This window comes from Hoeflea sp. EC-HK425, from assembly GCF_902498795.1.
Lineage (GTDB): Bacteria > Pseudomonadota > Alphaproteobacteria > Rhizobiales > Rhizobiaceae > Hoeflea > Hoeflea alexandrii.
On sequence record NZ_LR701572.1, the window covers coordinates 1,963,022 to 1,985,127 of the forward strand.

General features: G+C 61.0%; 21 protein-coding genes, 3 tRNA genes and 1 riboswitch. Of the genes, 10 read left to right on the forward strand and 14 right to left on the reverse strand.

Translation table 11 applies throughout. The annotated features are described in order from the left end of the window. Position 1 precedes the first annotated feature (1 nt). The 4 genes from SPHINGO391_RS12250 (at position 2) to SPHINGO391_RS12265 (ending at position 4,711) form a co-directional block, all read left to right on the forward strand. Positions 2-1,606 carry an NAD(P)/FAD-dependent oxidoreductase gene (locus tag SPHINGO391_RS12250; RefSeq protein WP_152009094.1) on the forward strand — a complete coding sequence of 535 codons (1,605 nt, stop codon included), beginning with the start codon at positions 2-4 and terminating at the stop codon, positions 1,604-1,606. Continuing rightward, complete coding sequence (locus SPHINGO391_RS12255; protein WP_152009095.1) at positions 1,603-3,114, forward strand: NAD(P)/FAD-dependent oxidoreductase; 1,512 nt, start codon at positions 1,603-1,605, stop codon at positions 3,112-3,114. Before SPHINGO391_RS12250 ends, SPHINGO391_RS12255 begins: the two co-directional genes overlap by 4 nt. Position 3,115: 1 nt before the next feature. After that, positions 3,116-4,321 (forward strand): aminomethyltransferase family protein, encoded by a 1,206-nt coding sequence (locus tag SPHINGO391_RS12260; protein ID WP_152009096.1) that lies wholly within the window; start codon positions 3,116-3,118, stop codon positions 4,319-4,321. Positions 4,322-4,468: 147 nt separating this feature from the next. Further along, on the forward strand, positions 4,469-4,711 hold the full coding sequence (locus SPHINGO391_RS12265; protein ID WP_244615175.1) for a hypothetical protein: 243 nt from the start codon (positions 4,469-4,471) through the stop codon (positions 4,709-4,711). Positions 4,712-4,766: 55 nt separating this feature from the next. Here the strand turns inward: SPHINGO391_RS12265 and SPHINGO391_RS12270 are convergent, their stop codons facing one another. The 6 genes from SPHINGO391_RS12270 to SPHINGO391_RS12295 all read right to left on the reverse strand — a co-directional run bounded on the left by SPHINGO391_RS12270 (position 4,767) and on the right by SPHINGO391_RS12295 (position 9,630). Further along, positions 4,767-5,834, reverse strand: a complete 1,068-nt coding sequence (locus tag SPHINGO391_RS12270; RefSeq protein ID WP_210385783.1) for an extracellular solute-binding protein — start codon at positions 5,832-5,834, stop codon at positions 4,767-4,769. A gap of 32 nt (positions 5,835-5,866) precedes the next feature. Next, positions 5,867-6,700 carry an ABC transporter permease gene (locus tag SPHINGO391_RS12275; protein ID WP_152009097.1) on the reverse strand — a complete coding sequence of 278 codons (834 nt, stop codon included), beginning with the start codon at positions 6,698-6,700 and terminating at the stop codon, positions 5,867-5,869. Next, positions 6,697-7,593 carry an ABC transporter permease gene (locus tag SPHINGO391_RS12280; protein WP_152009098.1) on the reverse strand — a complete coding sequence of 299 codons (897 nt, stop codon included), beginning with the start codon at positions 7,591-7,593 and terminating at the stop codon, positions 6,697-6,699. The genes SPHINGO391_RS12275 and SPHINGO391_RS12280 overlap by 4 nt, the downstream gene beginning before the upstream one ends. Continuing rightward, positions 7,590-8,642 (reverse strand): ABC transporter ATP-binding protein, encoded by a 1,053-nt coding sequence (locus tag SPHINGO391_RS12285; protein WP_244615176.1) that lies wholly within the window; start codon positions 8,640-8,642, stop codon positions 7,590-7,592. Before SPHINGO391_RS12285 ends, SPHINGO391_RS12280 begins: the two co-directional genes overlap by 4 nt. Positions 8,643-9,452: 810 nt before the next feature. Further along, positions 9,453-9,526, reverse strand: a tRNA-Gly gene (locus SPHINGO391_RS12290). 19 nt (positions 9,527-9,545) lie between these two features. Then, positions 9,546-9,630: transfer RNA gene (locus SPHINGO391_RS12295), tRNA-Tyr, on the reverse strand. Positions 9,631-9,892: 262 nt separating this feature from the next. On the opposite strand from SPHINGO391_RS12295, the gene SPHINGO391_RS12300 reads away from it, so the two are divergent. The 3 genes from SPHINGO391_RS12300 to SPHINGO391_RS12310 all read left to right on the forward strand — a co-directional run bounded on the left by SPHINGO391_RS12300 (position 9,893) and on the right by SPHINGO391_RS12310 (position 11,644). Beyond that, positions 9,893-10,786 carry an RNA methyltransferase gene (locus tag SPHINGO391_RS12300; protein ID WP_152009100.1) on the forward strand — a complete coding sequence of 298 codons (894 nt, stop codon included), beginning with the start codon at positions 9,893-9,895 and terminating at the stop codon, positions 10,784-10,786. A gap of 8 nt (positions 10,787-10,794) precedes the next feature. Next, complete coding sequence (locus SPHINGO391_RS12305; protein WP_152009101.1) at positions 10,795-11,484, forward strand: FkbM family methyltransferase; 690 nt, start codon at positions 10,795-10,797, stop codon at positions 11,482-11,484. Between the two features lie 84 nt (positions 11,485-11,568). Beyond that, positions 11,569-11,644 (forward strand) — tRNA-Thr (locus SPHINGO391_RS12310). A gap of 246 nt (positions 11,645-11,890) precedes the next feature. Here SPHINGO391_RS12310 and SPHINGO391_RS12315 read toward each other — a convergent pair. From SPHINGO391_RS12315 to SPHINGO391_RS12350, 8 genes are all read right to left on the reverse strand, one after another. Further along, on the reverse strand, positions 11,891-12,910 hold the full coding sequence (locus tag SPHINGO391_RS12315) for an iron ABC transporter permease (RefSeq protein ID WP_244615413.1): 1,020 nt from the start codon (positions 12,908-12,910) through the stop codon (positions 11,891-11,893). A gap of 40 nt (positions 12,911-12,950) precedes the next feature. Further along, positions 12,951-13,889, reverse strand: a complete 939-nt coding sequence (locus SPHINGO391_RS12320) for an ABC transporter substrate-binding protein (protein ID WP_152009103.1) — start codon at positions 13,887-13,889, stop codon at positions 12,951-12,953. Between the two features lie 11 nt (positions 13,890-13,900). Beyond that, positions 13,901-14,680, reverse strand: coding sequence for an ABC transporter ATP-binding protein (locus SPHINGO391_RS12325; protein ID WP_152009104.1), 780 nt, complete (start codon positions 14,678-14,680; stop codon positions 13,901-13,903). Then, positions 14,677-15,102 carry a DUF1636 domain-containing protein gene (locus SPHINGO391_RS12330; RefSeq protein ID WP_152009105.1) on the reverse strand — a complete coding sequence of 142 codons (426 nt, stop codon included), beginning with the start codon at positions 15,100-15,102 and terminating at the stop codon, positions 14,677-14,679. Before SPHINGO391_RS12330 ends, SPHINGO391_RS12325 begins: the two co-directional genes overlap by 4 nt. A gap of 107 nt (positions 15,103-15,209) precedes the next feature. Beyond that, a riboswitch (cobalamin riboswitch) is annotated at positions 15,210-15,430 on the reverse strand. Between the two features lie 15 nt (positions 15,431-15,445). Beyond that, positions 15,446-16,066, reverse strand: coding sequence for an ABC transporter substrate-binding protein (locus SPHINGO391_RS12335; RefSeq protein WP_152009106.1), 621 nt, complete (start codon positions 16,064-16,066; stop codon positions 15,446-15,448). 124 nt (positions 16,067-16,190) lie between these two features. After that, positions 16,191-17,399 (reverse strand): GTP-binding protein, encoded by a 1,209-nt coding sequence (locus tag SPHINGO391_RS12340; RefSeq protein ID WP_152009107.1) that lies wholly within the window; start codon positions 17,397-17,399, stop codon positions 16,191-16,193. Positions 17,400-17,549: 150 nt separating this feature from the next. After that, positions 17,550-18,644, reverse strand: coding sequence for a hypothetical protein (locus SPHINGO391_RS12345; RefSeq protein ID WP_152009108.1), 1,095 nt, complete (start codon positions 18,642-18,644; stop codon positions 17,550-17,552). 204 nt (positions 18,645-18,848) lie between these two features. After that, complete coding sequence (locus SPHINGO391_RS12350) at positions 18,849-19,895, reverse strand: zinc ABC transporter substrate-binding protein (protein ID WP_152009109.1); 1,047 nt, start codon at positions 19,893-19,895, stop codon at positions 18,849-18,851. A 129-nt stretch (positions 19,896-20,024) separates the two neighbouring features. On the opposite strand from SPHINGO391_RS12350, the gene SPHINGO391_RS12355 reads away from it, so the two are divergent. Genes SPHINGO391_RS12355 through SPHINGO391_RS12365 form a run of 3 tightly spaced genes read left to right on the forward strand, consistent with a single transcriptional unit; the run spans position 20,025 to position 22,103 of the window. After that, entirely contained in the window at positions 20,025-20,852 is an 828-nt protein-coding gene (locus SPHINGO391_RS12355; RefSeq protein ID WP_152011539.1) for a metal ABC transporter ATP-binding protein, read from the forward strand. After that, positions 20,845-21,696 carry a metal ABC transporter permease gene (locus tag SPHINGO391_RS12360; RefSeq protein WP_152009110.1) on the forward strand — a complete coding sequence of 284 codons (852 nt, stop codon included), beginning with the start codon at positions 20,845-20,847 and terminating at the stop codon, positions 21,694-21,696. The genes SPHINGO391_RS12355 and SPHINGO391_RS12360 overlap by 8 nt, the downstream gene beginning before the upstream one ends. Continuing rightward, positions 21,693-22,103 carry a Fur family transcriptional regulator gene (locus SPHINGO391_RS12365; protein WP_152009111.1) on the forward strand — a complete coding sequence of 137 codons (411 nt, stop codon included), beginning with the start codon at positions 21,693-21,695 and terminating at the stop codon, positions 22,101-22,103. Before SPHINGO391_RS12360 ends, SPHINGO391_RS12365 begins: the two co-directional genes overlap by 4 nt. Positions 22,104-22,106: the final 3 nt, after the last annotated feature.

A 22,106-nucleotide genomic window follows, 5' to 3' on the forward strand; every position in this document is an offset into this window, starting at 1 on the left:
CATGAAGTATGACGCGATTATCGCAGGCGCCGGGCACAACGGTCTCACCGCCGCCTGTTTCATGGCGCGGGCCGGTTTGAAGACCCTGATCGTCGAGAAGGAAAACCATGTCGGCGGGGCCGCGGTCAGCCTCTCGCTGACGCCAGGCTGGACCTACTCGAACTGCTCCTATGTCTGCTCGCTGCTCAGGCCCGAGATCATCCGGGCGCTGGAGCTGCCCAAGCACGGCCTTCAGGTCATCCCCTACGAGGGCGGCGGCGTGTTCAACTCGAAAGGCGACTACTTCGCCTACATGTCCGACCATGATGCGCTGCGCAGAGAGTTGATCCGCCACTCTCCCCGCGACGCCGACGGCTATGAGCGCTATTCCCGCGCGGTGATGCGCCAGTGCAGGTTCATCAAGCCGCTGCTCCTGCGCACCGCACCGGACCCGGCTTCGCTCAGGCCACGTGACATCTCCGAGCTGCTCTACATCCTCAAGAGGTTTCACAATCTGGGGCCGCGCGAGATGGCTGAAACCGTCCGCTTCTGGACCATGTCGATCGCCGAATATCTCGACCAATACTTCGAGACCCCGATGATCAAGGCCTACATCGCCGGCTCCGGCATCATCGGCACCGGACTCGGCCCCTACTCACCCGGCACGGCCTATGTGCTCTTGCACCACTATATGGGCGAGGTTGACGGCGCCATCGGCGCCTGGGGCTTTGCCCGCGGCGGCATGGGCTCGATCACCCAGGCCATGGCCCGGTCGTTTGAAGCTTCGGGCGGCGAGATCCGCACCGGCTCCGGCCTTGACCGCTTCATCGTCAAGGATGGCAAGGTCCGTGGCGTGGCGCTCGAAAACGGCGACGAACTCTACGCCGAAACGGTTGTCTCAGGCATGGACGTGCGCCGCACCTTTGTAGATCACACCGACGAGAAGGAACTGCCGCAGGAGTTCGTCAAGGGTGTGAAACGCTACCGCTTTCGCGGCTCGTCGGGAAAGCTCAACGTGGCGCTCGATGGCATGCCGAGCTTCACTGGCGCACCCAAGGACGCTTCGTTCCTGCGCGGAGACCTGCATTTCCTTGATGACATGGAAGAGATCGAACGCGCCTATGACGACTGGAAGGACGGCAAATGGTCGGCCAGCCCCTATGTCGATTTCCTGATCCCGACCCAGATCGACCCGACCATGGCCCCACCCGGAAAGCACTACGCCACAATCTTCGTGCAATACGCGCCCTATGAGCTGGCGAACGGCGAATGGGACGACACAAATCGCGAGGCCTTCGCCGAAACCGTGATCTCCAAGATCGAGCGCCACAGCCCGGACTTCCGCAAGCTGATCGTCCACAAGGAGATCCGCAGCCCGAAGGACATCGAGGACCAGGTCGGCTTGACCGAGGGCAACATCTTCCAGGGCGAGCTCACTTTCGACCAGTTGCTGTTCAACCGTCCGGTGCCCGGCTACGCCCAGTACCGCTCGCCTATCAAGGGGCTCTACATGTGCGGTTCCTCCACCCATCCCGGCGGCGGCGTCATGGGCGCGCCCGGCGCCAATGCCGCGCGTGAGGTGCTGAGCGATCTCGGCCACAAGATCGACATGGGGATGTCGGCATGAGCGCGCGCTACGACGCCATCGTCATAGGCGCCGGTCACAATGGCCTCGTCGCCGCGGCGGTGCTCGCCCGCAAGGGCAAGAAGGTGCTGGTGCTGGAGGCCCGTGATCATTTGGGCGGCATGCTCGGTGACGCCGGTTTTCGCATCGCACCCCTGCCCTACGCACTTCGGCCGGAGATCGCCCGGGTGCTCCAGCTCGACCAGAAGCGGCTCCACGGCGCAAAACCGGTCGAGACGCTCGCACTTTCCTCCGAAGGACCACCGTTGCGTATCATCGGCGGACAGGTGAGCGGCACCGATGCCATCACGGAACACGACTACGCCACCTTTCATGCCCGCCTTGGCCGACAGGCACAGGCACTCGGCGTGATGATGCTGCAATCCCCGCCGGGCCTCGGCAAGGCAAGTTTTGGTGAAATGGCCGGACTGGCCAGGATGGTGTTGAAGATGCGCCTGCTCGGCAAGACCGAAATGCGCGACCTCTTGCGCATCATCCTGTCCAACGCCTGGGATCTGCTGAACGACGAAATCGGCGACGGGCCGCTGGCGGGCGTCCTCGCCATGGACGCCACGCTGGGCGGCGCCATGGGGCCGCGCTCGCCCGGCACAGTGCTCTCACTGCTTTATCGCATGGCTTCACAATCCTCTCACGGCCATGGCCTGAGGGTGATGCCCGAAGGCGGTCCGGACGCTCTGGTCAAGGCCCTGAGCCATTGCGTGACCAGCGCCGGTGGCGAAATCCGCACCGGTGCACCCGTGGCAAAAATTCTGATCGATCAGGACAAGGCGGCAGGCGTACGGCTTCACTCCGGTGAGGAGATCGCGGCTCCCCTGGTGCTCTCCAACGCCTCGCCCAAGGTCACGCTGATGACGCTGCTGGGTGTCGAGCACCTGGATGGCGAGTTCGTCCGGCGCTGCCGTAACATGGCATCCAAAGGCATGGTCAGCCGTCTCGATTTCGATATTGGAGAAATGCCGCCGCTTCGCCATGGCGGCAAGATCGAGCATGGTCAGCGACTGGTGTTCGCGCCCACCATGCAGGTGATCGAGACGGCCTTCAATGCGGCCAAATATGGCGAGATGCCGGAACGTCCAGTGTTCGAAGCAACCTATGATGCCAAAGCCAAACGGCTCTGCGTCACCGCACAGTTCACGCCTCATGATCTCAAAGGCGGCTGGACCGATGACTCCAAGTCAAAACTCGCACGTTCGGTTATGGCGGCTCTGGAAGATGCCCTTCCCGGCCTGTCCTCCGGTATCACCGGAAGCCGCGTAATGTCGCCCGTCGACATCGAAACCGGTTACGGCGCGTCGGGCGGGCACTGGCACCACGGCGAGTTGCGGGTCGACCAGCTCCTGATGCTGCGGCCGTTCGATGGAGCGGCCCAGTACCGCATGCCGGTCAAGGGCGTCTATCTTTGCGGCGCAGGCGCCCATCCCGGAGGCGACATTTCCGGCGCTCCCGGCTTCAATGCAGCGCGCACAGCACTTCGCGACGGGGGACACTGAGATGGCTACCAAGGCAAAACCAATCGCGCAGGTCGCCCTCGGGCTTGAACCCGGCCCCTTTCATGAACGCCTCGTCGCCCATAACCGCCAGCAGTCCTGGGTCAACTGGATGGGCTACGCCTCCCCTTCGGTGCTCGACAATGTCGAGTTCGAATATTTCGCCATCCGCAATCAGTCGACGCTGTTCGACATTTCGCCGATGTGCAAATACGCCATTACCGGCCCCGATGCGGAGACCGTGGTCAACCGGCTGGTGACACGCGACATCCGCAAATTGAAGCCCGGCCGGGTCGCCTACTGCATCTGGTGCGACGAGGACGGCAACGTCGTTGATGACGGAACGGTCTTCCGCCTGTCAGAGACCGAATTCCGGCTCTGCTGCCAGGAGCCTCAGCTGTCCTGGCTCGAAGATATTGCGTGGGGCTTTGATGTTTCCATCAGCGATGTCACCCGCGATATCGCAGGTCTGGCGTTGCAGGGTCCGACAAGCTGCGCCCTGCTCAAGGATCTGGGACTTGCGGGCATCGAGACACTCAAGACTTTCGGGATCGCCGGATTTGAAATAGCCGGCGCCGCTGTCACCATTTCGCGCACGGGTTTCACCGGCGATCTAGGCTACGAGCTCTGGATCAGGCCTGCTGATGCGCTGAAGGTCTGGGACGCGCTGATGGATGCCGGAAAGCTTCGCGGCCTGCGTGTCATCGGTTACGAAGCGCTCGAGATGGCCCGCATCGAGGCCGGGTTCCTGCTGCCCAAGGTGGATTTCCTCTCGGCTCAGACCGTGCTCAGAGCGGACCGGGCCAACACCCCCTACGATCTCGGCCTTGAGTGGCTGGTGGCGCTCGACAAGCTGCATTTCAACGGCCGCCGCGCCCTTGTCGACCTGTCAAAACAGACGCCGCGACGCAAGCTTGTTGCGATCGAGATCGAGCGCGACAAGCCCGCCCATGATGCGCTGGTCTATCACCGGAAGACCCGCGAGGTTGGCCAGGTCACCTCGGCACTGTGGTCGCCGACCTGCAAGCGCAATATCGCCTATGCCTGGCTCGACGCGCCTTATGGACAGTCGGTCACCGACGATCTCTGGGTCGAGATCTATCTGCAGAAGGAAATCCGCTGGCAACGCCGCATGGTGCGCTGCAAGCTGGTCGACAAACCGTTCTTTGCACACCCGCGCCGCACCGCCACGCCGCCTGCAGACCACTGATGCGTGGCACGTTCAGCTCGTTGCAAGTGAGCGACAACGTACATGCTTCATATCAAAGGGTAAGAGCGCTCTTTTGCAGCCAAGCTGGGATGGGCGGCGTGCTGATGCATTGGGTCAGACGCGAGGCCAGGAACGCAGAGCAACACGATGAACAATGATATGAATTCGGCGATCGAGGCCGAAAACGAACAGGATCGGAAGCAGCTTGGCCTGTTGCGGCTGCCGCTGGGCGAACCGGGGTCGGGAATGCACCGGTACGGCGCTGCGATGTATTTCCACAAGCGCGGCAAACTGGATGCGGAGCTGCTCGAAGCCTACCGCATCTGCTGCAACCTGGACTTCGAGGATCCCGAACGTGTTGTCCGGTCTCGCGAACATCCGGACGAATAGAAAGCAAAAGGGCCGGAGCGAGCGAACGCCCCAGCCCTTTTGTTGCAACTTCAGATCATGACTTGAGCTTGGTCCAAACCTTCTCGCGCAGATCCTTTGAGGCCGGCGAGCAATTCTCGAAAGCGCGCAGCCGGTCATTGTATTCGGCCGGGGTATTGACCGCCGGATCCGCCTTCAGGTCATCCTTTAGGAATTCTCCGGAACCCGCCACGGCATTCGAATAGCCGGTGTAGTTGGAGGCCGCCGCAGCGACCTCGGGCGACATCATCCAGTTGACAAAGGCCTTTGCCTCTTCAAGGTTCGGCGCATCCTTCGGCACCGCGATGACATCGGTCCAGAAGGTGGTGCCTTCCGCGGGATAGACATAGACGGCATTCGGCTTCTCCGCCTTGACCCGGTGCGCCGCGCCGTTCCACTGCATGTGAACGGCAACTTCGCCGGCGATCATGCGGTCGATGGTTCCATCATTGGAATAGAGCTTCACATGAGGCTTCTGGGCCATCAAAACGTCAAGGATCTTCTGGGCCTCGGCCGGATCTTCGGTGCACTTGCTGATCCCGGTGTAATAGGCAGCCGCATTCCAGACATCCGACATCTCGTTGAGCATGGCGATGTTGCCCTTGAGCTCGTCAGCCGGCTCGAAAATCGCCTTCCAACTGTCCTCGAGCTTGCCGCCCGGAACCATCGCGGGATCGTAGGTAAAGCCGGTCGTGCCCCACATGTAGGGCGCCGAATATGTGCGGTCTTCATCACCGGCGATGGTGGTGAATGCCGGCAGGAGATTCTTGAAGTTCTCCATCTGGTTGACGTCGATCTTGGCCAGCATGCCCTTCTCAACCATCACGCCGAGCGTCGTGGTTCCGGGGAAAATCACGTCATAGCCGCCGCCGCCAGCCTGCAGCTTTGCCAGCAGGTCCTCTTCGGAGGCGTAATTGTCGACGGTGACCCTGGTCCCGGTCTCCTTTTCGTAGCGCTCCAGCAATTCCGGCGAAAAATAGTTCGACCAGTTGTAGAGATTGAGTTCGCCGTCAGCCAGCGCGCCGCCGGTCATGGCGCCAAGCGAAATGGCCGATGCCATCAGCATTCCGGCTGTATGTGGTCCTGCCCTGTTGGTCTTGGTCATGATCTGCTCCAGTTGTTTGCGGGCTTGACGTCTCATCCGGGCCCGTTTTTCCGGTTCTGATCCCGTCCCAGGAAAAGGGACAGGGAGACAAGTGAGAGGGACAGGAGCAGCATCAGCGAGGAGATCGCATTGACCTCCGGGGTAACGCCGGTCCTTACCAACCCAAAAATATAGATGGGCAAGGTCGTTGACCCCGCCCCGCCAAGGAAGAAGGTCGTCACGAAATCATCGAGCGAGATGATGAAAGCCAGCACAAGCCCCGAAAGAATGCCGGGAATGAGCTGCGGCAAGGTCACTCGCCAGAATGCCTGGACCGGGTTGGCGTAGAGGTCAGCCGCTGCCTCTCCGATATTGGGATCCATCCCCTCCAGCCGCGCCCGGATGGGCAGATAGGCGAACGGGATGCAAAACACGATATGCCCTATGATCACGGTGCCGAGCCCGAAGGTGAAACCAAGGCTGGCAAAAAACATCAGGGTCGCGACAGCAGGCACGATTTCCGGAACCGTGATCGGCAATGCAAACACTGCGTTTATGCCCGTCTTGCCCAGAAACCGGTCATTGCTCGCCATCCGGAGTGCTGCCAGCGTCGCCAGCGTCGTCGAACTCACCGAGGCAACAGAAGCGATGATCAGGGAGTTGGTTGCTGCGCCGACGATATCGCGGTTGGCAAAGGCCATCCGGTACCAGTCGAGCGAAAAGGCGGTCCAGACGGTCACGGTCCGGTTCTCGTTGAAAGACAGCGCAATCAGGATCAGGATCGGCAGGTAGACATAGGCAAAGAACACCGCGGTGGCAGTAAACAGACCCGGCCAATGGCGGGCATCGCCGGGAAACGCGCGTCTGCGGAATGGATTGAGTCTCATCTGCCCCCCTCCAGCTCACCGCGATAGCGTCGCGCATAAAGCCACAGCGAGGTGAGAACCAGCGCAAGCAGAAACAGACCCAGCGCCGCACCGAAGGGCCAGTTGCGCGCAGCGCCAAACTGAAATCCGATCAGGTTGCCGATCATCAGCGTCTTGCCGCCGCCAAGCAATTCCGGCGTAATGTAGGAGCCGAGCGCGGGAACGAAAACGAGGACGCAGCCTGCCACGATTCCCGGATAGGCAAGCGGCAGTATGACCCGCCGCATCGTCTGCCAACGATTGGCATAAAGATCGAACGAGGCTTCGACGAGCCGAAGATCGATCTTCTCGAGGCTCGCATAGATCGGCAACACCATGAACGGCAGGAACGAGTAGGTCAGCCCCACGGCAACGGCAAAGGAATTGTGCAACAGCGGCAAGGGTTCGGAGATGATCCCAAGCCATATCAGGGTCGAATTGATCGTCCCGTGATCGCGCAACAACAGGATCCACGCGTAGTTCCGGACAAGAAGATTGGTCCAGAACGGCAGTGTCACCATGAACACGAGCACGGCTTTCCACTTCGCGTCCCGGGTAGCCATGAACATCGCTACCGGCAGCCCGACGGCAAGCGAGATCACCATTGTCACAAATGACAGCCAGACCGACCTGAGAATGATGAACATGTAGTTGAGATTGAGCGCCAGAGAACCGTCGAGTTCGCGTTCAAAGAACAGCCTGACATAGGCTTCAGCGCTGAACTGATCCCACAGAACGCCGCCGGAATAATCCCTGCCCCGAAATGAGATGTAGGCCATCAGCAAAAGCGGTACGATCATGAAAACGGTGATCGCCAGCAGTGCAGGTCCAATCAGCAGGATGCGAAACAGGGTATGTTTGCCGGCACGGGTCATGATGGATCATCAGCCAGAACCGAAACCGAGGCGGGATCGACCGACCAGCCGATCTGATCTCCGGTGGCAAATGTCTGAACCCGTGCAGCGTTGTTCTGGGATCTCGCGCGCAATTCCTGGCCATCAGCCAGCTTGAAATGAAAGATCGTGTCGGTGCCGTGATACACGACGTTGGTGATGACGCCGGTCAGACTTCCGTCCGACGGCTCCGAAAGTGCGATACATTCAGGCCGGACCGCTAGCACGGCTTGCCCGCCAACCGGGACATGCGCCGCCTCGCTGGATCGCAGACAACCGCCTCCGGCGATCGAAAACTCGTTCACGCCCGTCGTTTCTGCCGGCAGCAGGTTTATCTCGCCGACGAAGCCGGCGACAAACCGGTGCTGGGGCTTGTTGTATATCTCGCGGGGCGTCCCGACCTGCAGGATTTCCCCCCGGTTCATCACCGCGATCCGGTCGGACATCGTCAGCGCCTCGTCCTGATCATGCGTGACGAAGACGAAGGTGATTCCGGTATCGGTCTGCAGCCGCTTGAGTTCCAGTTGCATTTCCTTGCGCAGTTGCAAATCGAGTGCGGACAAAGGCTCGTCGAGCAACAGCACCTTGGGCTGCGGCGCCAATGCTCGCGCCAGCGCAACACGTTGTTGCTGACCGCCCGATATCTGGGTAATGCGCCTGTCGGCCATCGCTTCGAGCTGAACCAGCCGCAGCATTTCTTCCGTAACGGCCTTGATGCGGTCCTTGGGGCGGCCCAGCATTTCAAGCCCGAACGAAATGTTCTGGGCAACTGTCATGTGCGGGAACAGCGCATAGTTCTGGAAGACCGTGTTGACCGGTCGCTGGTATGGCGGCTTGCCGGAGAAGTCCCGCCCGTCGAGCAACACCTCGCCTGAGGTGGGCTGCTCGAAGCCGGCAATCAGACGCAGCAATGTGGTCTTGCCGCAGCCCGAAGGTCCCAGCAAGGTAAAGAACTCGTTCTGGCGGATATCCACCGAGACATCATCGAGCGCTCGAAAGGCCTGGGCGCCTGCACCGAAAACCTTGCTCACGGACTTCACTGCGACAGCAGACCGATCCTGCCGTGATGAGGAGTCTCGAGTGGATGATGATCCTGAAGTCTTCAAGGGCGCTCCTTCAAGGGACTGCACATTATGTGGCCAGGTGCTCCACGAATGAATCGGCGGTTTCCAGCGCTTGAAGACAAGCACCAGGCAGCATTGTTTGGCCAAGCAATTATTGAATGATCGTTCAGCAATTAGCCGACGATGTCAAGTTGACTGTCCAATTTGGTGGCGGCGCCGACCGTCTTGCAGTGTCCCACCAAGGTGCCCGGAACCCGCCAAGCAGCCCGAACCAGCGGACAAGATCGTCTGACCAGTTGACACTCTCAAACGCCAGCGGCGCCACGCATGATGACGGATGCGAGTTGCAATAAGTATCTCGGTATTTCCGCGACTGTTCTTCGGGAGCTGCGCGCAGGATGTGCTGGCGAAAACGGCGTTCCCAGAGTTCGGACCACTGATCGTCTGTGAGAGGACCGTCCTGCCCTGCTGGACTCGCGACCATGCGAATCTGTGGAGAACCACCGCGCGGTCGGTCTGTGCGCTCGATGACCTGTGATTGAAGGAGCCGTGACCGAAGTTGAGGAACCATTGGGGATCTTGATTGCCGGGAAGTTTGCCGGCCACTCGAACCCTCGAACGAGGCTTGGCGATGGCCTGAATGTGTGGTGCACAATCGCCGACGACGGGCGCGAGATGCGCCAATCGCAAATCACCTGGAAACCCGGAACTGGCTGGATTGTTGAACCGCAGAAAAGATGAATGCAATCAATTGGTTGATTTGGCTATGGCTTGATTTGGAGCGGGTAGCGGGAATCGAACCCGCGTATTCAGCTTGGAAGGCTGCTGCTCTACCATTGAGCTATACCCGCATTCACGACCCCGCGACGGTGGTGGAGGGAGTTGGATTTGAACCAACGTAGGCGAAGCCAACGGATTTACAGTCCGTCCCCTTTAACCACTCGGGCATCCCTCCAGTTCAACCGTCAGGGTCATGCATCCAAGATGGACAGCCCGAACATATCAGGCTTTGCGGGCCGGGCAATTGGTTTGAAAAGCCCCTTCCGCGGTCGGCGTTATGACGGCGCGCGGTTCCCGTGTCAACAAGGATTGGAACAAAAACCGACACTTCTTCCGGACCAGCTCGCGGCCCGCCAAAATCATCCTCCCCGCGTTCCGGCAAAACCAGTGGCGACAGTGCCGATTGCACCGCTGCGCAATTGGCGTATAAGCGCGCCATGAGCAAAGATGACGACGCCGGCGCGCCCGGTTCCAACCGCGATACCCATTACGCCAAGCTGCGCCGCGCCCACCGCGACGCCAAGCGGGAGCAGCAGGGCCTGCCACCGGCGCAACCGAAGAGCAAACGCGACCTGCCGGCGCGCAAGGGCGCGCTTTACACGGACCGCGTCGCCCCGGACACCATCCATCTGTACGGACTGCATACCGTGCGTGCCGCGATCGACAATCCGGCGCGCCGCATCACCGGCCTGAAGGCCACGCGCAATGCGCTGTTGCGGCTTGAAATCGCCGAGGATGCGGACCTGCCCTACCCGCTCGAACTGGTCAGCCCGCAGGAAATCGACCGGCTGCTCGGTGACGACGCCGTGCACCAGGGGGTGCTGCTGGAAGCGGCACCCCTGACGCCGCGGCCGCTGTCCGCACTTAGCGACACGCGGCTTCTGGTCATTCTCGACCAGGTTACCGACCCGCACAATGTCGGCGCGATCATGCGCTCCGCGGTGGCCTTCGGCGCCGGCGCGCTGATCACAACCCAGCGCCACAGTCCGCAGGAATCAGGTGTGCTGGCCAAGTCCGCTTCCGGCGCGCTCGAACTCATCGACCACATCGAGGTCCGCAACCTTGCCGCCGCGATCGACGAGATCAAGGCGCAGGGCTTCACCACCATCGGTCTTGATTCGGAAGGACCGGAGCCGATCGAGGCCGGGCTTTCGGGTGACAGGATCGCGCTCGTGCTCGGCGCCGAAGGCAAGGGGCTCAGGCAGAAGACCCGCGAGACGGTCGACATTCTGACCCGTCTCGACATGCCCGGTGCGATCAAGTCGCTCAATGTCTCCAACGCCGCGGCGATCGCGCTCTATGCGGCGGGCCGTCACCTGGGCAGGAACTGAGACCGGCCATGCGCATCCTTCGTCTGCTTCACCTGCTTGGACCTCACGGAAAGATCAAGGTACGCTTCGGCCAGTGGGGCGAAGATGTGATCGTCCACCGCAATTTCGACAAGCAGAAGCACGGTTTCTACGTCGATATCGGCGCCCACCATCCCTTTGCCCATTCCAACACCGCCCGGCTCTGGCTTCGGGGATGGACCGGCGTCAATGTCGACGCCAACCGCAAGAGCGTCGATGTTCTCCGCCGGGTGCGAAAGCAGGATCACACGATCTGGGCCGCGGTCGTCTCCGACAAGATCGCCGCGGAACGCGACACGATAGAGTTTTTCTCTGAAGACCATACGGACCTGACCGGCACCGTCGTGCAGAATATGGCTTCCGAACGGGGCAAACAGAAATCCGTGACGGTTCCCTGCCGTTCGGTGGCATCGATCATCGCCGAAAGCGCGGAACTGGCGCCGGACGGGATCGATTTCATGAACATCGATATCGAGGGCATGGATGAAGAGGCGATCGCCTCGCTTGCTGACTGGCCGCACAAGCCGCGCATGATCGCGATCGAAACCTATGCCCAAACCATTCCGGCCGTCATGGAGACCGGCACCTTCCGGATCATGTCCGACAACGGATATGATTTCCGCTACCAGGTGGGGCTGACGTCTATCTACATGCGCAAGGATTTCCACGAAGGGCGTTGACGGTGCTTGCCACCGAACCCGGTCCGGCAATCGCGCATTTCCCTCTTGCTTGCGAATCCGGTTGCTGCTATCCGCATCCCCGCTGCCCTTGTAGCTCAGTTGGTAGAGCACCTGATTTGTAATCAGGGGGTCGCGGGTTCGAATCCTGCCGGGGGCACCATTTCTTTCAGTTGAACGCCGCATTCCCGAAACGGGAGAGTGCGGCGTTTCTGGTTCAGGGCGAGCCTGGATCTTTTCCTGCCTTGCCACGGGTTCAACAGGACAACCTGCGGAGGTGGATGCCGGCAAGCGCGACGGAAAGATGCGGTAGCATCAGCAACGTCACCACGGCGAATCCATGCTTCGATTTCCGGGTCAGTGAGCGGCCTGCGTTCTGTGCCGTCGGATGGGGTGGTCTGATGTGCCCCTATGTCCGTCGCAGCATCCAGACAAAGAAAGCGCCGCCGACCAGTCCGGTCACAATGCCGATCGGCATGTCCTCGGGGGCCATCACGGTGCGCGCGGCGATATCGGCCCAGAGCAGAAAGACCGCGCCGAGCACCATCGACGCCGGCAGGACCCTCCGGTAATCACCACCGCTGAACATGCGGACAATATGGGGAACCATCAGCCCGACAAAGCCGATGATGCCCGAAAAGGCGACCATCACCCCGGTGACCAGTGCGCCGACGACGAAGACCTGAAGCCGGAACCGCCGCACATCGATGCCCAGAGTGGCGGCGGTTTCGTCGCCCACGGTCATGGCGTTGAGATCGCCCGCCCGCCAGCGCAGCCACGCCGCGCAAACCAGGAGAACCAAGAGCGGCCATACGAGCTGCGACCATTGCGCAAGGCCCAGCCCGCCCAGCATCCAGAACACCACCGTGTGGGTCGCCTTCGGATCGCCCAGAAAGATCAGCATGTTGGCGAGCGCCATGATGATGAAAGACACCGCCACCCCCGCCAGCACCAGCCGGTCGGCGCTGGTGGAATGGGTCATGCGCGCCACCCCGAGAACAACCAGGGTGGCGACAAGCGCGCCTGCAAAGGCGAACAACGGAACGGTCAGCAGACCCAGGAAAAGTCCGGTGTGAAGCAGGGCGAGGATGGCGCCGAAAGCCCCGCCCGAGGAAATCCCGAGCAGATGCGGGTCGGCGAGCGGATTGCGGGTGACCGACTGCAGGCTCGCGCCCACCAGCGCCAGCCCGGCGCCCACCATCACCGCGAGCAGCGCCCGGGGAAAGCGAAGCTCCCAGACGATCGCCTCGCGGCCGGGCGACCATGTCACCTCCACCGATCCCGGCGATATCCTGTTGACGAGCACGCCCCATACCGTCGACCAATCCACCGCGATGGCTCCGACAGAAACCGCGGCGGTCAGGGACACCAACAGGGCGATGCAGCTGGCAAGCAGGAACAACGCCCGCCCGGCACCCGATGGCGCCAGACGGGCTGTGGCGCCAGTTTCGTTGATATCGTTTTTCAACTCAGTTCGGCCAGAAGGCGGCGGCGAGCTTCCTGATCGCGCGGATGTTGCGTGGCCCGGGCGTCGCCTCCACATATTCGAGCACCACGAAGCGATCATTCCTGACCGCGTCAATGTCGGCGAAGGCCGGATTGCTCTTCAGGAAATCAATCTTCTGCTCGGCGGTGACGTCGCCATAATTGACAATGACGATCAATTCGGGGTCGCGTTCGACCACGGCTTCCCAGTTGACCGTCGCCCAGCTCTTCTCGAAATCGTCCATGATGTTGACACCGCCCGCAGCCTCGATCATGGCGGTCGGCATGGCGTAACGGCCCGCAGTGAACGGCGCATCCTCGCCGGAATCGTAGACGAACACCCTGAGCGGCGTGTCACCCTTGCTGACGGTTGCCTCAAACGTCGCAAGCTCGGCCTTGTAGCTCTCCACCAGGGCCTGCGCCTTGTCCTCGACGCCAAAGATGCGCCCGAGATTGAGCAGGTCGTTGTACATGTCCTGCATCGAGACTTTGTTCTTCGGTCCGATATGAATGCAGCTTTCGGTCAGTTCATAGACCTTGACACCGAACGGCTCGAGCGTCTCGGGCGTCACCTCTCCACCGACTTTCATGCCATAGTTCCAGCCAGCGAAGAAGAAGTCCGCATCAGCCCCGATGATGACCTCCTTCGTGGGGTACTTTTCGGAGAGCTCCGGCAGTTCACTCACGCCCGCGCGCATTTCCTCATCCAGCGTCTTCCATCCGGATATTCCGGTATACCCCACCATGCGGTCGGCGAGACCCAGAACCAGCATCATTTCGGTCAGGTTGACGTCGTTGGAAATGGCGGCCTTTGGCGGGGCGTCGAAAGTGACGCTGCGATTGCAGCTTTCAACGGTTGTGCCGGCGAAAGCAGGAGCGGCAACAAAAGCCAGCCCGAGCAGGGCGAGAGAAGGCGCTTTCATGGAAAAATCCCTTACATGTTAAGCTGGTAGGTAAAATGGCTGTTCTCGCTCGGTGTGAGGCGCTCGCGCCGGGCGAGCACCCCGAAGGCACGCGAAACGGTGTCGTCGGCAAGAACTTCATCGGGTGTGCCGAAACCCATGGCCTGGCCCTGCTGCAGAAGCAGGATGTCATCACAAACGGCGGCGGCCAGGTTGAGGTCATGCAGGCTGGTGATGATCGTCATGTCGAGGTTTCTGATCAGGCGGATCACCTCGAGCTGGTGGCGGATGTCGAGATGGTTTGTCGGTTCATCGAGCACCAGCAGGGAAGGCTCCTGCGCCAGCGCGCGCGCCACCATCACCCGCTGTCTTTCGCCGCCTGAAAGTGATCCGAAACGCCGTCCGGCAAATCCATGAAGATCAAGCCTGTCCAGAACGGCAGAGACAACCGCTGCATCGCGGGCGTCGCTGCGCACCAGACCGCCCCGATGCGGAAGCCGGCCGAGGTCGACGATCTCGCGCACGGTCAGCGCGAAGTCGGTCGGCTGTTCCTGCAGCACCGTGGCGACCTTGAGCGCCACATCGCGGGCGCGCATGGTCCAGATGTCTTCACCATCGATCAGCACCGCGCCGCTCGCCGGCTTCAAATAGCGGTAGACGAGGCGCAGGAAGGTGGATTTTCCCGCACCATTCGGCCCCACCACGCCGAGCACCCGGCCCGCGGGAAGGTTGAGCGTCACGGGCTGGAGGATCACCGGGCCGCGGGGCGCACGCCAGGATGCTCCGGCAAGAGTCAGGCTGGCCGCGCTCACTGGAGCGATCCCTCGACCGGTTCGACCACAAAAATCGCGGCCGGAACGCGCGCAAGCGTGGTGTGGCGAAGCTTGCCCGGGCGTTGGGTGGACGAGCACCAACCGTCATCAAGGCTGGCATAGTGCTCGGCAAAGCGGACCAGGTCGCCAATATCGTCAGCCGGATCGATATCGCCAAACAGGTAGGTGGCCTTGTCGGTCGCCTGATAGGCAACCGTGCAGGGCCGGTCGCAACCCGCCATGCAGGCCACACCCGAAATCTCGAACAGCGCGCCTGTCGCCTGGCCGGCCCTGTTCATCGCATCGCGCAAACGTGCAAGCAGTTCGTACCCGGGACGGCAATCGCTGCCGGTGTGGCGGCACGCGGTGCAGACGGTTATGCGATGGGAGGCTGGCTTTGTGGTTGTCTGTCTGGTCGGCATTGCGCGCTCCGCACGAGAGTGCGGGGGCCAAAGCGATGATTGACTTTGCGATGCCCGGAATTCCGGTTGCTCATGACAATTCTCCCTTTCCGGACACCCCGCCCGGGTTGAGTTACGACGGTCATGGCAGGTCTCCTGACTTGCGGGTCACAGCTCACTCAAACCTTCCCGGCACGATCTTTGCGCCAGTGGTCAATCTTGAGGAAGCTCGCCGCTCACAGTTGCGGGGGCAGTCACGGATTCAGCGCCTATTGGCTACACCTCACCGTGTTCCCTTTTAATCCGCCTTCCCTTTGAGTCGGGCGGAACCATGCCATGAACCTAGATTGATGTTTTCACCTCGTCAATTGCCGTGTCGAGCCATTGCCGGGCGATCATCAAGCTTCACCACATGGCCGTTCCGCTTCGTCTTCAGCGACATCGGGGCCTGCAACTCGGTCACCTTGAACGGACCTGTGGCGATCACCGAAGTCGCTATGCCGTCAGCACCGTAGGCGGACGGCGCCAGGATCTTTGAGCGATATTCGGCGAGGAAAGCCGGCAGCGCCCCGAACGGCTCCTTGAGTGAGATGACCAGATCGCAGCCGTCGGCAACGATGGACTCGATCGGTGCAGCAGAAAGAAGCCCCTTCTTTGCGCGGGCGATATCAAGCGCAGCGGCGGCGGCTTCTGGAGTAAAGGGCGAGCCATCATGGAATGCGCCCTCGCGCAGGACGAACCGCCAGATCAGACCATCACCGGACACCGACCAGCTTTCGGCCAGGCCGGGCAGCAGACGACCCGTCGCATCGGCATTCACCAGCGCCTCGGCGATGTCCATCTTGAGAAAAATATCACCCGACAAGGACGGGTCGGCACCCTTGATCTCAAACGGGGCCGCGACGTCAAGTACGCCGTCACTGGAAAGCGCTGCGGAGCAAAGGCTGGTCGACAAGAGGATGGCAAGGGCGAGTTTCTTGATCATGGGGGATTTCTGGGTTTGATTGAAGGCAAGGCCGGGAATGCGAAAGGGGGTTCGGGGCGCACCGACCGCGCTGCACCGCCGGACGCCGGATCAGCCGCGGCAGGGCTGGCCCCGTTTGAGACAGCTATGCCGCCTGCCTGTCCCAGGCAGGGAACGGATCAGGCATGGATGTCCACAGTTCGGGCAGGAGCGCCGGCGCGTTCACCAGGCAGGCGTTGAGATCGGCGCGGATCTTCGCTTCATCCATCGGATCGCAGCCGATGAACACCAGCTCCTGCCGGCGGTCGCCCCAGACCGGGTCGAAATAGGGCGCCATGGCGCGATGCCAGGCCGGATCGTCGGGCCAGTATTCCTTTGGCGCCGCCGACCACCAGAGGCCGCGCTTTTCGGTGCGCACGAGCGCGCCGGCCATCGAGAGTTCCCCCACGAAGCGTGGACGTGTCGCCAGCCAGAAAAACCCCTTGGCGCGCACCACACCGGGCCAGGGACGGTTGATGAAGGCCTGGAGTTTCACCGGTTCGAAGGGCTGACGGGCGCGGTAGACGAAGGAGCGGATGCCATATTCCTCGGTCTCGGGAACATGGGCCTTGAAACCGTTGAGTTCCTTGTACCAAAGCGGATGTTCATGCGCCTTGGCGAAGTCGAACCGGCCGGTGCCGAGGACTTCGCTCAACTCGACCCGGGAAAAATCTGCCTCGATCAGAACAGCCTCGGGATTGAGCGAACGGATGATCTTGCGCGCAGCGTCCAGGTTTTCCGGCGCTGTCGCCGACACCTTGTTGAGGATGATCGTGTCGGCGAACTCGATCTGGTCAACGAGCAGATCCACAAGCGTGCGGTTGTCCTCGTCGCCCAGCGTCTCGCCGCGGTCGCGCAGGAAATCGCTTGAGGCATAATCCTTCAACAGGCTCGCCGCATCGACCACCGTAACCATCGAATCAAGCCGGGCGACATCCGACAGGCTGAAGCCATGCTCGTCACGGAACTCGAAGGTCGAGGCGACTGGAAGCGGTTCGGAAATGCCGGTCGATTCAATGAACAGATGGTCGAACCGGCCCTGCCCCGCCAGCGATGTGACCTCAGCCAGGAGATCGTCGCGCAGCGTGCAGCAGATGCAGCCATTGGTCATCTCGACCGGTTGCTCATCGGTGCGCGACAGGTTCGCCCCGCCATCACGAACGAGGCTCGCGTCAATATTGACCTCGCTCATGTCGTTGACGATGACCGCGACCCGCAGGCCTTCGCGGTTGTTCAGAATGTGATTGAGCAGGGTCGTCTTGCCGGCACCGAGGAAGCCGGAAAGAACGGTCACGGGGAGATGTCGGGTTGTCATTTGCAATGCCCTCTGCTGGTGGCGGGACAGGCGGGCGGAAGGCAGCATACTCCCTCAAGCGCGCCGCTTCCCTTCCTCCAGTCAAAAATGTCCATATTGAACTTTGGCGGGCAGTTCCATCATGCAACAACGGCCCTGCCCCGCGCGTTTTCAGTTTCGTGGGATGCTAAACTCGAAGGCTTTGGTCAGTCGAAATCCGACGGTGTGGCTGCGCACACCTGCCTGGCGCGCGAATGCGTAGCCAAGAGACAAGTCGACGCCGTTCTCAAACTCGTAGCCACCGGACACCTGCGCCAGCAGATCATTGTCGCGTCCACCGGCGAAATAGTTTGTCCGCCGCAGCGTCGCCGATGCTTCGCCGTGCCAAGGACCTTTTGCGACCGACAGACCGCCCGTCAGGTAAAGCGCCTTGTCTTTGGAGCCATTGGCACCATCGAAGTAGGCAATCTCGGTGTTCCAGCCGATTGCAACACCGTTGCCAAGCTCAGTCTCACGAACCAGGCCTGCGGCAAAGCCGTTGACGGCGCTGATGTCACCGGCGCCGGCGCCGAGATGGACATAGCCAAGATGCCAGTTCAGCCCTTCCACGGCCGGGATATCGGAACCATCGACCGTGAGCGAGAAGTTGTTCAACCTTCCGGTATTGCCGGGGCCGCCTGCCGACGCCAGGTTGCGCCCCCGCTTGGTGAAGGCCGAACCGGAGAGGAAGGTGTCGTCCATGAAGAACACGTTGCCGCCAATCGTGATGACGCCTGGCGCTCCCGCATCAAAGGCATAGGCGGTGCCGAAGCCGACCATCTCGGACAACTCATAATCTTCGGCGAAACCGGTTCCGTAGATGCCTGGCGTGACGTCCCACGCCGTACCGAAGCCCGGCCCAAATTTGCCCGCCACCGCGATGAAGCCAGCGTTCTCTATCTGAATGTTGAGCGTGTCGACATAAAGCCCATGATCACCAAAATAGCGGTCCGTTGACGCCTGGGGGTCGAGCACTGGCTCAAAGGTCAGGCCGAGGTTGAACGCCAGCCAGTTGGCTGCATTCAACTTCACCGCCAAGGCCGCCTCCGCATAGAGGTCAGTAATTTCTGCAGTCGGATCGTCGGAGCGGAAGATCCGGTCTGTGCTCAATCCGGTGTCCAGTTCCCCTTCGATCAGGGGCCTCGCGCTGCTATCGTCGTCAGCGTAAACGGGCGAAATTGCCATCGAGGCGAAAAGTAAGGCGATTGCCGCAGTTCTGGGGCTCATCATTCTTTCCTGTGCTTTGCTATTGATCAATTTTCTGCGACCGGATCGGATCCGGTAAACAATCGAATGGTGGTTCCAAACCAGAACGCCTTGGGTGCAAAAGTCCCGCGTATCGCCTGGATGTATTATGATATTATATTACATTACATGTCTTTCCTCAAAAACGGGCGGTCCAAGCCGCCCGTCTTGAATATGGCCAATTCGTCAGCTGGCTTCGGTCAGGCAGGTCTTTATGGACGTCGACATGTTGCGGATGAGCTGGAAATAGAGATCAGCTCCGTCTTCGAGCTCGGCGCCAAGCGGATCAAGCGTTCCGGACTTGGCGTTGGTGCCCTCGGTCACGGTTGAAACAAGCTTCGGCTCGAACTGGGGTTCGGCGAACACGCAGGCAGCACCCAGTTCCTGCACGCGTGCACGGATTTCGGTGATCCGCTCAGCACCCGGCATGACCTCCGGAGAGACCGTGATCGAACCCGAGGCGGTGACGCCGAAGCGGTTTTCGAAATACTGATAGCCATCATGGAAGACGATGAAGCCCTTGCCCTTGACCGGCTCGAGTTCGGAGGAAACCTCGGCGATCAGCGTGTCGAGTTTGGCGGTCACCGCTTCCGCATTGGCTTCATATTTTGCGGCGTTGGCGGGATCCGCCTCGACCAGCGCCTCCTCGATTTCATGCACCATGGCCTTGGCGTTGACCGGATCCAGCCAGACATGGGCGTCGAACGCGCCATGATCGTGCCCCTCATGACCGGCTTCCGCTGTCTTTTCATGGTCATGGTCATGGTCATGCGCGGCATCGGCTGTCTTTTCGTGATCGTGGTCATGGGTCGCCTCAGCCTCATGCGCATGATCGTCATGACCCGCTTCATCGGCATGATCGTGCTTCTCGAAAGCGCCGCCTTCGCGGAAGCCGAGTTTCAGAAGATCGTGGGCATCGATCAGCTCGATCGATTTCGCGTCTGCGCCGACCGTTTCCAGCGGCTTCTCCAGGAAAGCTTCCAGTTCATGGCCGATCCAGAAGACAACATTGGCCTGCTCCAGCATCTGAGCCTGCGAAGGCTTGAGCGCGTAGGTGTGGGGCGAGCCCGCACCTTCGATGATCAGCCCCGGCTCACCGACGCCTTCCATTACCGCCGCCACCAGTGAATGGATCGGCTTGATGGAGGCCACCACTTTGACCTCGGCGCTGGCGGAAACAGAAGAGGACGCGATGAGCGTGGAAGCGAGGAGCAGGCCCTTGAGGCGGTTCATGACAGTCTCCGTGAATGATTTGGGTGGCTGTGACGTTATCTTATTACAACATTGCGTAACGGTATAACGTGTGCAATAAGGATGCGCAACCCCCTTGTCATGATCACCACGAAGCCGTTCATATCATTCATGCTGCAGAAACCTGATTCTCTCGCCACGCTGGACAATGCCGGCATTCATCGCGCCGGCCGCTGGCTTGTGCGCGGTGTGAACCTTGCCATTGAGCCGGGAGAAATCGTGACCTTGATCGGCCCAAACGGATCGGGAAAATCGACGACTGCGAAGATGGCGCTGGGTATCCTCAAGCCGGATGAGGGCGTTGTTCAGCGCCGCGCCGATCTGAAGGTTTCCTATGTACCGCAAAAACTGGCCGTCGACTGGACGCTTCCGCTCACGGTGCGCCGTTTCATGCGGCTGACCGGCCATGTCAGCGTTCATGCGGCAGAAAGCGCCATGGCCTCCACCGGCGTCAGTCATCTGGCGGACGCGGAGGTGCGCACGCTGTCCGGCGGTGAGTTCCAGCGGGTGATGCTGGCGCGCGCCGTTGCCCGAAAACCCGATCTTCTGGTACTCGACGAACCGGTTCAGGGCGTCGATTTTTCGGGCGAGATCGCACTTTACGATCTGATCAAGCGGATCCGCGACGAGATGCATTGCGGCATCCTGCTGATTTCCCATGATCTGCATGTGGTCATGGCGGCCACCGACCGGGTGATCTGCCTCAACGGCCATGTCTGCTGTTCGGGCACGCCGACGGTGGTAGCCTCGAGCGCCGAGTACAAGGCTCTCTTCGGCGCCCGCGCTGCGTCGACGCTCGCGGTCTACGAGCACCATCATGATCACACGCATCTGCCCGACGGACGCGTGCAGCATGGGGATGGCAGCATCACCGAGCATTGCCACCCAGAGGACGGGCATCACCATCACCCCGGCAGCGAGGGCAAATCCGATGCTTGACGACTTCTTCACCCGCGCCATCCTTGCCGGCATCGGAGTGGCGCTTGTGGCCGGTCCGCTCGGCTGCTTCATCGTCTGGCGCAGGCTCGCCTATTTCGGCGATACGCTGTCGCACGCGGCTCTGCTTGGCGTGGCGCTTGCCTTTCTCTTCGAGATCAATATCACGCTGGCCGTCTTCGGCGTCTCCGCCTGCGTGTCCATCGCCCTGCTGCTGCTGCAGAAGCAGGGAACGCTGTCATCGGACGCGTTGCTCGGCTTGCTGGCCCACTCCGCCCTTGCCCTCGGCCTCGTTGCCCTTGCGTTCATGACGTGGATCCGCATGGATCTGATGGGCTTCCTGTTCGGTGACATTCTCGCAGTTTCGCAAATGGATATCGCCATTATCTGGCTCGGTGGCGCGGTGGTGCTCTCTATACTCGCCGTGATCTGGCGGCCGCTGTTTGCCGCCACCATCAACCGCGAACTGGCGGAAGCCGAAGGCATGAACCCGGAACGGGTCAACATCATCTTCATGTTGCTGATGGCCGCGGTGATCGCCATTTCGATGAAGATTGTCGGGGTGCTGCTGATCACGGCGATGCTGATCATTCCGTCAGCCACCGCGCGCCGGTTTTCATCAGGCCCCGAACAGATGGCGCTGCTGGCAGCGGTCATCGGGTCGGCGGCGGTGGTTGGAGGCCTCTTCGGATCGCTGGAATGGGACACGCCTGCCGGCCCGAGCATCGTGGTCGCAGCCCTGCTTCTGTTTATCCTGTCACTCTTTCCAGTCTTCTCGCGCAGGAAAACGCAGACCATGGAGCCGGTAAAGAGTGCGAACGAACCCCAGAAAGGAGCCCGGTCATGAATGAACATGTTCACGAGGCAATGGACCTGACAAAGAACCAGTCCCTGGTGATGGGCGCCCTGACCCGGTCGAAAGGTCCGCTGAGCGCCTACACCATTCTCGACCAGCTTCGAGACAACGGCTTTCGCGCGCCTCTCCAGGTCTACCGCGCGCTGGACAAGCTGGTGGAGTTCGGCATGGTGCACAGGCTCGAAAGCCTCAACGCCTTCGTCGCCTGCAGTCATCCGGGCTGCGACGGGGACAACACTATCGCCTTCATGATTTGCGAGAAGTGCGGACAGGTCAACGAGATCACCGACAACGCCCTTGCCAAGCGGGTGAAACAACTGGCGGGCGACGCCAGTTTCGCATTGAAGAAAACGACCATCGAACTGCGCGGCATCTGCCGTACGTGCCAGGTGGCGTGAAGC

Coding starts and splice junctions, on each gene's coding strand:
- SPHINGO391_RS12340 (WP_152009107.1), bottom strand. CDS start 17,399: ATGACAACCCGACATCTCCCCGTGACCGTTCTTTCCGGCTTCCTCGGT.
- SPHINGO391_RS12350 (WP_152009109.1), bottom strand. CDS start 19,895: ATGAACCGCCTCAAGGGCCTGCTCCTCGCTTCCACGCTCATCGCGTCC.
- SPHINGO391_RS12365 (WP_152009111.1), top strand. CDS start 21,693: ATGAATGAACATGTTCACGAGGCAATGGACCTGACAAAGAACCAGTCC.
- SPHINGO391_RS12280 (WP_152009098.1), bottom strand. CDS start 7,593: ATGACCCGTGCCGGCAAACATACCCTGTTTCGCATCCTGCTGATTGGA.
- SPHINGO391_RS12305 (WP_152009101.1), top strand. CDS start 10,795: ATGCGCATCCTTCGTCTGCTTCACCTGCTTGGACCTCACGGAAAGATC.
- SPHINGO391_RS12300 (WP_152009100.1), top strand. CDS start 9,893: ATGAGCAAAGATGACGACGCCGGCGCGCCCGGTTCCAACCGCGATACC.
- SPHINGO391_RS12335 (WP_152009106.1), bottom strand. CDS start 16,066: ATGATCAAGAAACTCGCCCTTGCCATCCTCTTGTCGACCAGCCTTTGC.
- SPHINGO391_RS12275 (WP_152009097.1), bottom strand. CDS start 6,700: ATGAGACTCAATCCATTCCGCAGACGCGCGTTTCCCGGCGATGCCCGC.
- SPHINGO391_RS12330 (WP_152009105.1), bottom strand. CDS start 15,102: ATGCCGACCAGACAGACAACCACAAAGCCAGCCTCCCATCGCATAACC.
- SPHINGO391_RS12360 (WP_152009110.1), top strand. CDS start 20,845: ATGCTTGACGACTTCTTCACCCGCGCCATCCTTGCCGGCATCGGAGTG.
- SPHINGO391_RS12255 (WP_152009095.1), top strand. CDS start 1,603: ATGAGCGCGCGCTACGACGCCATCGTCATAGGCGCCGGTCACAATGGC.
- SPHINGO391_RS12250 (WP_152009094.1), top strand. CDS start 2: ATGAAGTATGACGCGATTATCGCAGGCGCCGGGCACAACGGTCTCACC.
- SPHINGO391_RS12260 (WP_152009096.1), top strand. CDS start 3,116: ATGGCTACCAAGGCAAAACCAATCGCGCAGGTCGCCCTCGGGCTTGAA.
- SPHINGO391_RS12345 (WP_152009108.1), bottom strand. CDS start 18,644: ATGAGCCCCAGAACTGCGGCAATCGCCTTACTTTTCGCCTCGATGGCA.
- SPHINGO391_RS12320 (WP_152009103.1), bottom strand. CDS start 13,889: ATGAAAGCGCCTTCTCTCGCCCTGCTCGGGCTGGCTTTTGTTGCCGCT.
- SPHINGO391_RS12355 (WP_152011539.1), top strand. CDS start 20,025: ATGCTGCAGAAACCTGATTCTCTCGCCACGCTGGACAATGCCGGCATT.
- SPHINGO391_RS12270 (WP_210385783.1), bottom strand. CDS start 5,834: ATGACCAAGACCAACAGGGCAGGACCACATACAGCCGGAATGCTGATG.
- SPHINGO391_RS12265 (WP_244615175.1), top strand. CDS start 4,469: ATGAACAATGATATGAATTCGGCGATCGAGGCCGAAAACGAACAGGAT.